The following is a 13,125-nucleotide window of genomic DNA, read 5'->3' as shown; positions in this document are numbered from 1 at the left end:
TGTCATTCGACTTTGGTCAGTGGTCATTGGCTTTCTGTGATGGATTGCCGGTAGCTTTAAATTCCTTTGTCAATGACCAGGGACTAATGACTAATGACCAAATCAGGAAAGCTTGGTTTTCACCAGATCGCTGAGTAGTTTTCCGTCAACGGTTTTGCCTTCGAGTTTGGCGCGCGCGGCTTTCATCACCGCGCCCATATCTTTCATCGAAGAAGCCCCGGTCTCGGCGATTGCGGCGGCAACCGCATTCGCTAAATCCTCTTCGCTTGCCGATGCGGGCAAATATTCCTGAATGATTTTCGCTTCGCGGTCTTCCTTGTCGGCGAGTTCCGCGCGACCTCCTGCGCGAAATTGTTCGGCGGCATCACGACGCTGTTTGAGAAGCGTAGTTAAAACCTTTGCCGCTTCGGCGTCATCCACAGGCTTCATGATTTCAGTGCTGCGCAACTTGAGCGCCGTCTTGACCATTCGCAAAGCGCCCAACCGCTCACTGTCTTTCGCCTTCATTGCGGCAATCATATCTTTATCAATTTGTTCTACGATAGACATAAATACTCCAATTTTAACCTTGATCTTGAATCGAAAATCCTAATAATCTTTTCTTTTCAAGTTTAGCGCCTTCTTCTAACCAGTTAAGGCAATGATCATCAATTTTATCTGGATTCGACCACGCGACAGTTTTCAATTCCTTTACCGTTTGGCTTGCCTCACTAAATAAAGTACGCACTATCTCGTCAAGCGATATAACGATTCTATCTGAAGCTAAGGCGGCTTCAATCATGTGTATATCTTTCAACATTGCTTTTCTATCGCGAGCTTTTTTGGCTGTCTCCTCAATCCTATATCGCAAGTCAGTATTTTCAGTGTTTCTAACAATGTGTAACTTTTTTCTCGCAACCATAGAAGCTCGCCATTCATTGGCGAAGTTTGATTGATGTTTTCTCCACTCTTCGTACACCTCTAAGGTCATGACAATTTGGTGGCATATCTTGAGAACTGCAATGAGAATACCCCGGCAATTTTTTGAAGTTGGGTTTTGCGTCTCTTCGCCTCCAGCAGCACGTGCGACAGAGGCATCGATAACCAGTTGCCTTGAAGTTTTCTTCGGCATATTAATTTATCAATAGATGCTGTTCAGCTGCATCAAGATAACGACTTTGCGCTTCAAGTGAAGTTTCAGCAAAATCTTCGGGCCAATCACCAAAAGCTCCTGATTCGTCAAGATCGGCGCTGTTAATGTCTGTAGAACCATCATCACGTCGGGTGAACCAGTGAAGCTTGACCAAATCTTTCGCCAGCTTGCCTTCAGCAACCAGAGTTTGAATGCCCATAAGCAATAATTGACTATGGGTTTCGATGACCACGCGAACCCCACGAATAGCGGCATCAGCAATGATTTGCGCAAGTGCCGTTTGTGCGCGTGGATGGAGATGGATTTCCGGCTCTTCGATATAAACCAGTTGACCCGGTTCTGCAACTAGGAGTGCAACCAGCATTGGTAAAGTTTGGGACACACCAAAACCAACATCGGCAATATTGACCAAATCTTTTGCCCCACTTTTGGCTGCACGGGGCAGGCGTCCAACTTGTATTTCAACTTGCGCATCGTTGATTTGTTTTGCTGTAACTTTCCAAGTCAATCCCAGCCGTTCTAAATCCTTGCTTAGCTTCGCAAGCTTTTCGTGATTTTTTTCAATTTGCCAACGCGCAATAATGCTTGCTGTATAGTTTTCAAATGTGCCCGAAAAGCCTAATCCGACACCCGTCACCAGGTAAGTTCTTTCCGGGTTCCCTCTCAGCCCAGGCAAGTGAATGGTCTTTTGTACCTCGGAATCTATTTTTGATATAGAAAAGTAGAGAGGCAGGATAGCATCTTCTTGTGAACTGTATTTTAATTCCAAAAAGCAACGATCATTAGTTACTTCCCATTTGAATTCCTCTTCTGAAAAGCGCTCTTCAAACTTTTTCACCAAGGGAATTGATAAAATATCCTTCTCACTCATCCCGCGTTGTAATGTAATACTGTCCTCATTATCTTTACAAAACATTTTCTTAACGCTTACTCCGCCCTTTTTATGCTTTTCAAATTGCAAATTCAGAATGTGATTTTGTTCGACTTTTATTCCTATTTTGAAGGAGTCATTAAATTGACTGTTTCCAAAGCGAGAAAAAAACTGCTCAACAGATGTAAATTTCACGTTAGGCCCGTTTAATAGAAGAGGTCCCGGATCGTAAGTCGCTTCGAGAGTTTGTTTCAACAACAGAAGCGGTTGCATAATGCTGGATTTGCCTGAACTGTTCGCGCCTGCAAGTATGGTGAGGGGTCTAATCTCTATGCTCTGTTCGCGGTTAATAGACTTGAAGCCACACACGGTGATTTTAGTGATGCCCGTTTCGGCTTGTCTTTTTTTCGGTTTTTTTGAATTCCCGTTTCTATTCATGGCTGAGATATTTTATCACCAGTGAACTGTTATTTCGCCTGAGCCTCACCATCATCTTTGGCTTTGGATTTACCGTTGCCGTTGCCTTGTTCAAGTTTGTAAAAATCGAGCATCACATCGGTGGGCACGCGCAAATCGCGTTCTAAACGATTGAGCGCAACGCGCACCACATCGCGATGATGCACACGCTTGCGGCTCGGAATATTACTGACTTTCAACCAGAGTTTATGAATCAATGCCAAATCTTCTTCGGTTAAATCGGGGGCGTGCGCGCCAAGATATACCACATGGTCTTCGCCTTCGGCGCCGACGATGCGGAAACAGACCTGACGGCGCGGTTTAGTGCCTAAAGATTCCCACGACCGACCGAGTTGGCGCGCCTGTTCCTGCGCAGTCATTTTGTTGGAAACCCCGGCGACGATTTCCGCCGAATCGAGTTGCAAAGCGGTTTGCGCGACGGCATCGAATACAGAGGTTGCCGGAACCACGACTAAATCCACCGGCTTGCCATGTTTTTCCGCAAGCCCGACGACCCGGGTAAATAATTTTTGTTCATAACTGGTGAACAGATTTTCATCATAAACGTCACGGTCAGCGCCGTCGGGACCTGCAACGAGTCTGGTGGTCATCACTACGATATCCTGCTCTTCGGTATTGGTTTTTTCCAAAGCCCTCACCAGATGTTCAAGGGTGTTGAAATCGCGCACCGCCACCAGCACATTTCCGGGTCGCGTGCCGACCGCCTCCTGATCGACGATTTCGCTTTGTTGCAATTGAAATTGATCGAGGGTGGCAATCGTGCGGTCTTGTTTGCGGCGATTGATGCGTTCGGACACCGTAAACACAATGAAAAATGCAACCGTGAACGCGACCCCCCATTTGGTGGCAATCTCTTTGGTAAAGAGATTGGTTAAAGCCAGCGAACAAAGCGCGACGGTTACAATCATCACGCCTATCGGAATTTCAACTTTGCCGATTCGCAAATTCAATGGCACGCGCCATTCGCGACCTTCGGGCTTTTTAAATCTGAGTACCAGGGTTGCCACCGCGTTGAATGAAAAACTCCAGATGACGCCGAAGGCATAAGCTTCACTTAAATAGAAGATGTCGCCGCCGGACGCGATAATGGTAACCAGTTGCAAGATGGCAATGAGGTTGATGATGCGATAGGTGGTGCCGAATTTTTTATGCGGGGCGCGAAACCAGTCGGTAAGCACACCGTCTTCCGAGACACGGTTTAAAACGCCGTTCGACCCGATAATAGCGGTATTGACCGCGCCTGACAGCATTAAAAATCCGACCAGTACGACAAACGCATGAAAGAGCAGTTTCAAATATAGTGGCCCGGAAAAATTCATCGCCAACCCGGCAATCAGATTATCCAGATATCCGCCGCGCAGGTTATCGGGAATGATTGCCGAAGCGAAAAATGACACCAGCGAGGTGAACAATAGCGAAAAGATAAATATGACAATTGCTGCGCGCCATAAATTTTTCAGTTTGGGATATTCAAGCTCGCGGTTGACCTGCGCCAGCGTCTCTTCGCCGCTCATCGCCAGAATGGAATGTCCGAAAGCGATGGTGACGCCGAAAAGCGTAATAAAACCGGGCGCATTATCAACGATTTTGTAACTGTCGCCGCTGGCTTCAAACCATTTCAAGGGTTTAAACCAACCGAGCGCCTCTGCCGAAAAGTTGAGGTTTTGCGGCAATGGCAATGGCGGCAACACGCCGCCGCGATCAATCAGTGTGATGACGCTCCACAAAATCATAATCACCACCATCGCTGTGGTGATGTACATGATTTTCAACGCATCATCGGATGATTCATGAATGCCTTTGATATTGCGCCACCAGAAATACAAGGTAACGATGATGGCAAAGGTCATCGCCAGAAAATTTTTGTTGAGGTGATAGGTATAGCCCATCAAGGTGAGCACTTCTTCGGTCAGTCCGGCTAAATAAAGCCCGGCAGAAACTCCTGAAATCGGTCCCGTCAGAATGAAATCGAAAATCAGGGCAGAGACGCTCAACTTAGCCATGGTGCTTCCCAGGGCTTCTTTAACGACGCGATAGACGCCGCCGCGTGTAAACATCGAAGACGATTCGATGTAGAGCAGGCGCACGGCGAAACTGAAAAGCATCACGCCGAGAATGAACCACGGCGCGGATTTGCCGACAAACTTTTCGGCAATCCCCCCGGCATAAAAGGCTGATGAACCTAAATCGTTTAAAACAATCGCTGCGGCGCGCCAAAACGAAATAAACGACAACATGACCGATGTTGCAACGACAACCTTCACACGCTTGTTCGTTTGTGGAATTTCCATCTTTGACTCACATTTTTCTTTCAGGGACATGACGCGAATTCATTCGGGAAATTAAATGAATTCGTTGGCAAGAATCTAATCAAGTGGATAACAATACCCCGCTGAAAATTATTGTCAAGCGATGTTGCCGCGATTTTTCTATGAAAAATCTTCATCGATTTGATGATAACGCATCCTTACAGGCGCGGAAATGACGGCGCATAGAAAAAAATATGACAAGCCCAGTGGCTGACCATTTGCTTTAGTTGTGCTTGTGCTATAGTGCGAATTGGTTAACTCAATAACCTGATGACAAGATGTTAATCGAAAGAATTACAAGCAAACAAAATCCCCTGGTGAAACGCTTTCGTCAGGTGCGCGCCGGCAATGAACGCCACTTACTTTTCATCGAAGGTATCCGTTTAGTCGAAGACGCCATCCGCGCCGGTGCGCATTTTGAAAGCGTTGCCTATTCCCTGGCGCTTGAGAGCAGCGAACGCGGGCGCGATTTGCAGGATGAATTACTCAATGTTCGTTGTCGCGCGGCGCTGGTGCCACAACCGATTCTCGAACACATGGCTGACACCGAAACCCCGCAAGGCATTGTCGCCATTGTTTCTCGCCCGTACTTTGAATTGAATGATGTGTTTGCTGACAACTCGCTCATCATTATTGCTGATGGCTTGCAAGACCCGGGCAATATGGGAACCATGATTCGCACCGCCGAAGCCGCAGGGGCAAGCGGCATTGTCACCACACGTCAGACCGTTGACCCGTTCAATCTGAAAGCCCTGCGCGCGTCGATGGGTTCGGTTTTTCGGTTGCCTATCGTGACCGGCGCTGCGCGCGAAGAGATTATTTCAACCTGTAAAGCGCGGGGCGTGAAAATCGTGGCGACGCGCGCTCAACCTAAATCTAAACCCCTGCTCGAAGATGTCACGAAAGCACAGCCGGTTTTAATTTATACGGAGGTTGATTTCACTACACCTTCGGCTTTTGTTTTAGGTCGCGAAGCGAGCGGCGTATCCGAAGAGCTGTTCACCGAGGCAGATGTTTTCGCTCACATCCCGATGGCGGAAGGCATCGAATCGCTTAATGTTGCCGCTGCCGCCACGGTTCTGCTTTATGAAGCGGCGCGCCAGCGCCAGTTCACTTTTAAATCGAAAAATCAGGAAATTTCCCAAAAACCGTGAATCAGTCTTTCGCAAAAATCCACGCATTCCTAAAAAGCGAAATCGCGCGCGGCACTTTTCCCGGCGCACAATTTGTCATTGGTGAACGCGGTAAGATAATCGAAGATGCGGCGCTGGGGTTTGCCGTACTGACGCCTGAACGAATTGCCGCAACCACTGAGACGATTTACGATCTGGCATCGCTTACCAAACCGCTGGTGACCACCTTACTGACGGTCAAATTTTCAGAACGCGGCTTGCTCGATTTACACGCCGAGGCGAGCCGCTACCTTGAAGAATTGCTTGGCACCGATAAACAGGCGATGACGCTTCAAGAATTGCTCACCCATACATCGGGACTTGAGAAGTGGCGACCCCTGTATCTGGAAGCGCGAAGTCGAAACGATGTGGTCGCGGCAATCTCGCATGCTGCGCGTGACACGAAATCGGCTCCGGTAGCCGTTTACAGCGATTTGAACTTCATTCTGCTCGGATTTGTCCTGGAGCGTGTCGCGGGCGCGAGACTTGACGTCATTGCCCACAGAGAAATTTTTGAGCCGCTCAATCTGCGGCGCACCAGGTTTCATCCGCCGCCTGAACTCAAATCGCAAATTGCCGCAACCGAACTCGGACAAATGCATGAGCGCGCCACCGTCAAAGCCGAGAAATTCCTCTGTCGGTTGCCGGATAAAACCTTGATTGAAAAATCGCCGCAACCGCTCAAGCGAAAACAACTCATCTGGGGCGAAGCGCATGACGGCAATGCGTATTTCATGGATGGCGTTGCGGGACACGCCGGACTGTTTTCAACGGCGCGTGAAGTATGGGTGATTGCCAATCAATTTCTTCCGGGTAGCCAATTATTAAAAAGCGAATCCCTTAAGTATTTTTCAACCAACTATTCACCCGGCGGCAGCAATGACCGTTCACTGGGTTGGATGCTGGCTTCAACTTCGGATTGTTCGGCGGGAAAGCGGCTGCCGCCCGAAGCTTTCGGGCATAACGGTTTTACCGGAACCAGCGTATGGCTTGATGGCGAGCGCAAGCGGGTTTTTGTCTTGCTCACCAATCGCGTACATCCGCAAGTGCGCGATTTAGGCATGAAGCAGGCGCGCCAGCAATTTAATTCACTCGCGGTTGAAGCGTTGGAAAGGATGGCGCAGTAGAGTTTGCGCCAGTGAGCAGAGGTTGATGCGGGTTTTTCTGCGCAGCGCGCGACGCTTTCATGGCGTTTGGTTGAACTTTTGGCTATTGCGATTTGTTTTGCCGTGTCGCGATTTTTCGTTATAATGCAGCGACTCGAAAGAATCTTTGTGTAGCCCTTCGATCATACATGGAAGAGAATAACTTTTAAGCGAGAGAGGACGTGCTTTATGCAGCGACAGGCGCGCATAGGCGTGAAAGATGTTTTTGAAAAAGCCATAAGCTATACCAAGCCAGATGAGTTCCGGGAGGTCGGGTTGTATCCTTACTTCACGGAATTTACCAGCGGTTCGGATTCGGGCAATGCCGAGGTCATGATGGGCGAACGCCGCATTATGATGTTTGGCTCGAATAACTATCTCGGCTTGACCACCCACCCGGAAGTGAAAGCTGCTGCCCGTGAAGCGATAGAAAAATACGGCACCGGTTGTTCGGGTTCGCGTATGCTCAATGGCACGATGAATCTTCACGTCGAACTCGAAGAACAGCTCGCGCAATTTATGAATCGTGAAGCGGCGCTGGTTTTTGGCACCGGGTTTCAAACCAATCTGGGCGCGATTTCCAGCATTACCGGGCGCGGCGATGTGATTGTTGCCGACCGCAATATTCACGCATCATTGCTTGACGGATGCCTTGCCTCGTTTGCCAGGACTCTCAGATTCCGCCACAACGATATGGAGGATTTGGAAAATATCCTGGCAAGCCTCGCGCCCGACGAAGGGCGTTTAATTGTTGTGGACGGTGTTTTTTCAATGGAAGGTGACATCGCCAATTTGCACGACATCGTCAGTCTGGCGACGAAATATGGCGCGCGGGTTTATGTTGATGAAGCGCATGGTATCGGGGTGTTGGGGGCACATGGTCGGGGAGCCGCCGAACATTTCGGCGTCGAAGACCGGGTTGATATTGTGATGGGAACCTTTTCAAAATCCTTTGCCTCGATAGGCGGCTTCGTGGCTGCCAAACGCGAAGTCATCGAATTTATTAAGCATCACAGCCGGGCATTCGTTTATTCGGCGTCACTTGCGCCTGCCAATGCCGCGGCAGTTTTAAAAGCTATTGAAATCATTAGACGCGAACCCGAACGCCGCGAGGGGGTCAAGGCGATGGGCGATAAAATTCGCAGAGAATTTACCCGCCTCGGTTTTAAACTGTTAGAAGGCAATACCCCGATTATTCCTGTGGTGCTGGGCGATGAATCGCTGGTTTGCCGTTTCTTTCTCGATTTACTGAACGAAGAAAATATCTATACCAATCCCGTGTTGCCTCCTGCCGTGACGCATGGCTTAATCAGAATCAGTTGTATGGCGACGCATACAGATGAACAGGCGGAACAATTATTTGCGGCAATGCATCGGGTAGGCAAGAAATTAGGAGTCATTCAATAAGAGTCGAGTGTCTGGAGCCTGGAGTCTGGAGTCAGAACGGTTAGCTGGCTTTTGACTCCAGACTCCAGGCTCCAGACTCCAGACACATATGAAAAGAGTTGTTGTAACAGGCATTGGAATCGTTTCGCCGATTGGTGTCGGTCGCGAAAATTTCTGGTCGGCACTCACTATGGGGCGTAGCGGGATTTCGCGTATTGAAGCATTCGATACCGCGAATCTTAAAACCAGCATCGCGGCGGTGTGTCGCGATTTCAAGCCTGCGGATTTTTTTGATGAACGCGAAATGTCGCGCCTCGACCGGGTTTCGCAGATGTCTATCGTCGCCACCAAACTGGCGCTTTGCGAAGCCAGGCTCACTGAAGAACAGATTAACAATTACGCTACCGGGGTGATTTTGGGAACCGGGTTTGGCGGGCAAAGCTCCATCGAAGATTTTTATCAGGCATTTTTATTGAATGAGCGCAGCAAACGTTCAGCCATCGCGATTCCGAAATCCATGTATAACGCTTCGGCAGCCAATATTTCGATGCGCTTCAAAATGCGCGGTCCCAATATTACGGTGACGACTGCCTGTTCGTCGGGCGCTAACGCCATCGGCATCGCCGCGCATATGATTCGTTATGGGCAGGCCGAGCGCATGATTTGCGGCGGAGCGGATGCGCCGGTCATTCCGTCGGTGATGGACGCCTGGAAAGATATGCGGGTGTTATCGACGCAAAATGAAACGCCTGAACGCGCCTGTCGCCCGTTTAGCGCCACGCGTGACGGATTCGTTTTAGGCGAAGCCGCGGGCATCGTGGTTTTGGAAAGTTTGGACGATGCGCTTGAGCGCGGCGCGACGATTTTCGCAGAAGTGCTCGGTTACGGCTCAACCGCAGATGCTGCGCACATCACTTTCCCTGACCCGGAAGGCGAAGCCCAGGCGATATTGAAAGCCTTGCAGGATGCCCAGGTCAGTGCTGCCGAAATTGATTACATCAACGCCCATGGCACGGCGACAAAATTGAATGATGCTTCGGAAACCGAAGCCATCAAGCGCGTATTTGGCAGCCGGGCTTATGAGATTCCCATCAGTTCGATTAAATCCATGCTCGGTCATTCGATGGGCGCCTCGGGGGCAGTCGAATTCATCGCTACGGCGCTCGCGGTAAAAGAGCAAATGGTGCCGCCAACGATAAATTTTGAAGAACGCGACCCGCAATGTGATTTGGATTATGTGACGGATGGGGCAAGACCGATGCTTCAGAGAGCAGGGAAGCGCACCGCCATATCGAACTCGTTCGGTTTTGGCGGCAATAACGCAGTTCTTGTTGCGCGAGCGTACACTTCATAGGCAATATATCGCTGTCAAATTTAATCAATTAAGGAAAAACCGAAAGATGACCAGAGAGGCTACAGAAAGCGTTGCTGCGATTGAGGAGACTGTGAAGGAAATTATCGTTGCCGAATTGCGTGTTGATCGAAGCAAACTGGAACCGACCACTCATATTATGAAAGATTTGGGTGCCGATTCACTCGATGCGCTCAATATCGCCTTACGTCTGGAAGACGCCTTTAAAATAAAAATTCCCGATGAAGCGATTCCCAATTTCCTGACCGTCGGTGACATCGTCAGAGGCGTCAACGATCACTTGTCAGTGCGCAATTAACCAACATTCAACTCGCCGAAAAATTAAAGGCGGCTCAAGACCGCCTCTAAGCAAATTGAAAAATATTCTCTTACCAATGCCTGCCGGATTTATCCACATTGATGAAGTTGCAGTGATTAACCGGCGCTACCTTTTCTGAGTTCCATCAACACCTGTTTAGCAACCGCCTTCAAGGTGTCAAAAACCCCCACGCCTTTATTGGCTACCGCTTCAAAAATCGGTTCGTCTTTGCGTAACAATTCTTTTCTGAGTTCATCATAAGTCACTGCATTCGCGAGGTCGCGTTTGTTGAATTGCAACACATAAGGAACCTTCATTAAATCGTAGCCGTGTTGTTTGAGGTTTTCATCGAGGTTATAGAGCGATTCGATATTCGCATCCATGCGTTCGCGTTGCGAATCGGCAACAAAGACCACGCCATCAACCCCTTTGAGGATGAGCTTGCGGCTGGCGTCATAAAACACTTGTCCGGGAACGGTGTATAAATGAAAACGGGTTTTAAAACCGCGCACGGTGCCGAGGTCGAGCGGTAAGAAGTCGAAAAATAATGTGCGGTCGGTTTCAGTAGCCAGGCTGATGAGTTTGCCTTTGGATTGGGCGGCGGTCGAATCATAAATGTATTGCAGGTTGGTCGTTTTGCCGCCTAACCCGGGACCATAGTAGACAATTTTGCAGTTGATTTCTCGCGATGCGTAATTGATGAACGTCACGGCTGTATTCCTTATTCTCTATTCACTATCAGTATTCTTTGCTACAGGGGCAACGAACCTTTGTGGGCTGAGGGTTACGGGTTTAATTAAACAGAGCGTCAATATCGTCTTCGGTAATTTCCGCAAAAGGCGAATCGAACGAAAATCCCATATCGCGTTCACGGGTAACTTTTGCGTCAATGGCTTCAAAAATCTGGTTCATTTCGCCCGATGCGCGCTTGACCCTGAGACGTACCAGTCCCAGGCTCGACCGTTCATCGAATATCACCACCAGAATAACCCGACCGGCGACGATGGAAATATGGATATTCTCTTTTTCGCCTTCGTGCGAAAGCACGGGGAATCCGCGTTCACCAATCAAATTTGCCAGACCATCGGTGGCTGCAACATTACCGGCAGTTAAACTGGCAAGGCTGGTGGTATCGAGGTCGGTCATCTCGCCATATGAGGCGATTTGTTGACCGTTCTTGTCAACCAGAAAGACAAATTTTGCATTGGCATCTACGCACAGACGAGAGATAACCGTTTTTAACAGTGCGTACTCTTCTTCGTACATTACGACAGGAGTCGTCATCGCTTCTCCTCAATCATTTCAATTTGTAATGGGACGTTGCCGGAATTCTAGTCACCTTGAACCATTCACTCTGCAACAGCTTATTCCCCACTGCCGGCTTGATGAACTGTTGCGGATTTCAGAACCCGTATGCGTGACCTGAAAGGGGCATCAATGAGGGTAGCTTCGTTATAACACAGCGTCAAACCACTGACAACAGTTTTTGTTTTGTAAATTATAAGTGCGAAATCGCCCGATTTTTATTAGGGTTTCTTGATGGTCAAGGTGACGGAAGGTATCATCCTTGACACTCGAAAATTATTCTTGGAGCGTCACTATGGAATCGAAATTTGCCCGACACCTGAGCCGCGAAGAAATCGTCCGCATCGTTTGTGAACTGGTGCGCGTCGATACCACCAATCCGCCCGGTAATGAATATCTCTGCAAAGCCATAGTCACCCAGTGTCTGAATAAACTCGGCATGGAAATTTCTTATTATGAAAAAGCGCCGGGGCGCACCAATGTGGTTGGCAAGCTTGGCAACGGCAAAAAATCCATCGGCTTCGTGTCGCATATGGATGTCGTGCCACCGGGCGAGCTAGACCTTTGGCAGACGCCGCCTTTTGAACCGACGATTATCGAAGACAAAATATTCGGACGCGGCACGCTCGATGATAAGGGGTCGTTTGCCTGCGCTTATTCAGCCTGCAAAGCGTTTCTTGCCGAACACCCGGATTTCGACGGCACCATTTATCTGATTGCCGCCGCCGATGAAGAGATGGGGTCAGAGTTAGGCATTATTTATCTGGTTGAAGAATGCGGTTTGAAATTCGATGTCGCGATTATTCCCGATGGCGGGCGCATGGATTTATCGATTTATGGCGAAAAAGGCATTCTCTGGGTCGAGTTAGAGAGTCGCGGCATTCAAGCGCACGGTTCGACGCCTGAACTCGGACGCAATGCCATCGTGCCGCTTGCCGAATGGATTGGCGAAATCAAGACGCTCGATTTAGGCGCGAATTTCGATAAAGCATTTGATGGCTGGACGATGAATGTCGGCACCATTCAAGGCGGCGTTTCGACCAATACCATTCCACCGGTTGCCCGCGCCACCCTTGATTTTCGTTTGCCCGCAGGCATCGCAAAAGCCGATGTTCTGGCAAAACTTGAGGAGAAAGCGGCGCTCGTGCGTCATCGTTCGCCCGATGCCGAGTTGAGTTTAAAAATATTGCATGAAACCGAGCCGCACCTGTCGGATAAAAATTCGGTGATTATTCAAAGTTTCGATGCGGCGGCAAAACGGTTGAATTTACCAATGCGCTATGAAACTTTCGGTGGCAACACGGTGGCAAAAAATCTCTTTTTCGCGGGTATCACCTCGGTGGTGCATTATCCGGGCGACGAAAAACTCGCGCATGTGCCCAATGAATTCGTCAACATTGACGAACTCCTGCTCGGTTCGCTGCTCTATGCCGAAACCCTTGAGGCATATTTTTTCGGGGAAGTGTCTGAGCTTGAATAACCGTGCATCAAGCTTTAAGAGATATATGAAGTTCAATCTTCTACTTTGAGGTTAGTACACCGTTTTTTAAGTTTTGTTATATTTCTGATTGTCTGCATTGACCTTCTCATAATGCCTGTTCAATTTGCTTCTTGCAGACTCTATGGAAAATTGCCAATCTATTTTTATCTGTTTTTCT

12 protein-coding genes are annotated in these 13,125 nt (G+C 48.9%); 6 read left to right on the top strand and 6 right to left on the bottom strand.

Annotated elements, in window-relative coordinates; translation table 11 throughout:
* Positions 1-102 precede the first annotated feature (102 nt).
* Genes AB1757_27340 through AB1757_27325 form a run of 4 tightly spaced genes read right to left on the bottom strand, consistent with a single transcriptional unit; the run spans position 103 to position 4,771 of the window.
* Positions 103-549, bottom strand: a complete 447-nt coding sequence (locus AB1757_27340) for a GatB/YqeY domain-containing protein (GenBank protein MEW6130774.1) — start codon at positions 547-549, stop codon at positions 103-105.
* 13 nt (positions 550-562) lie between these two features.
* A complete protein-coding gene (locus tag AB1757_27335) occupies positions 563-1,111 on the bottom strand; it encodes a hypothetical protein (protein ID MEW6130773.1) in 549 nt (182 codons plus the stop codon).
* 1 nt (position 1,112) lies between these two features.
* A complete protein-coding gene (locus tag AB1757_27330) occupies positions 1,113-2,441 on the bottom strand; it encodes an AAA family ATPase (protein ID MEW6130772.1) in 1,329 nt (442 codons plus the stop codon).
* A 29-nt stretch (positions 2,442-2,470) separates the two neighbouring features.
* Positions 2,471-4,771, bottom strand: coding sequence for an APC family permease (locus AB1757_27325; protein ID MEW6130771.1), 2,301 nt, complete (start codon positions 4,769-4,771; stop codon positions 2,471-2,473).
* 296 nt (positions 4,772-5,067) lie between these two features.
* Here AB1757_27325 and AB1757_27320 point away from each other — a divergent pair, with 296 nt between their 5' ends.
* The 5 genes from AB1757_27320 to AB1757_27300 all read left to right on the top strand — a co-directional run bounded on the left by AB1757_27320 (position 5,068) and on the right by AB1757_27300 (position 10,162).
* Positions 5,068-5,943, top strand: a complete 876-nt coding sequence (locus AB1757_27320; GenBank protein MEW6130770.1) for an RNA methyltransferase — start codon at positions 5,068-5,070, stop codon at positions 5,941-5,943.
* On the top strand, positions 5,940-7,088 hold the full coding sequence (locus AB1757_27315; GenBank protein MEW6130769.1) for a serine hydrolase domain-containing protein: 1,149 nt from the start codon (positions 5,940-5,942) through the stop codon (positions 7,086-7,088). The genes AB1757_27320 and AB1757_27315 overlap by 4 nt, the downstream gene beginning before the upstream one ends.
* 207 nt (positions 7,089-7,295) lie before the next feature.
* Positions 7,296-8,513, top strand: a complete 1,218-nt coding sequence (locus AB1757_27310; protein ID MEW6130768.1) for an aminotransferase class I/II-fold pyridoxal phosphate-dependent enzyme — start codon at positions 7,296-7,298, stop codon at positions 8,511-8,513.
* An 88-nt stretch (positions 8,514-8,601) separates the two neighbouring features.
* Positions 8,602-9,846 carry a beta-ketoacyl-ACP synthase II gene (gene fabF, locus AB1757_27305; protein MEW6130767.1) on the top strand — a complete coding sequence of 415 codons (1,245 nt, stop codon included), beginning with the start codon at positions 8,602-8,604 and terminating at the stop codon, positions 9,844-9,846.
* A 46-nt stretch (positions 9,847-9,892) separates the two neighbouring features.
* The gene (locus AB1757_27300; GenBank protein MEW6130766.1) at positions 9,893-10,162 is read left to right on the top strand and encodes an acyl carrier protein; all 270 of its coding nucleotides are present in this window, start codon (positions 9,893-9,895) and stop codon (positions 10,160-10,162) included.
* Between the two features lie 116 nt (positions 10,163-10,278).
* Here AB1757_27300 and AB1757_27295 read toward each other — a convergent pair whose 3' ends face one another.
* Complete coding sequence (locus AB1757_27295) at positions 10,279-10,872, bottom strand: GTPase domain-containing protein (GenBank protein MEW6130765.1); 594 nt, start codon at positions 10,870-10,872, stop codon at positions 10,279-10,281.
* Positions 10,873-10,954: 82 nt separating this feature from the next.
* Positions 10,955-11,446: a roadblock/LC7 domain-containing protein gene (locus AB1757_27290; GenBank protein ID MEW6130764.1), complete on the bottom strand. Its 492-nt coding sequence runs from the start codon at positions 11,444-11,446 to the stop codon at positions 10,955-10,957.
* A 316-nt stretch (positions 11,447-11,762) separates the two neighbouring features.
* Between AB1757_27290 and AB1757_27285 the strand changes: the two genes are divergently transcribed.
* A complete protein-coding gene (locus AB1757_27285; GenBank protein ID MEW6130763.1) occupies positions 11,763-12,947 on the top strand; it encodes an ArgE/DapE family deacylase in 1,185 nt (394 codons plus the stop codon).
* Positions 12,948-13,125: the final 178 nt, after the last annotated feature.

This window comes from Acidobacteriota bacterium (assembly GCA_040754075.1).
Lineage (GTDB): Bacteria > Acidobacteriota > Blastocatellia > UBA7656 > UBA7656 > JBFMDH01.
Note: the sequence above shows the minus strand (reverse complement) of the source record. Positions and strands in the feature narration are given on the sequence as shown.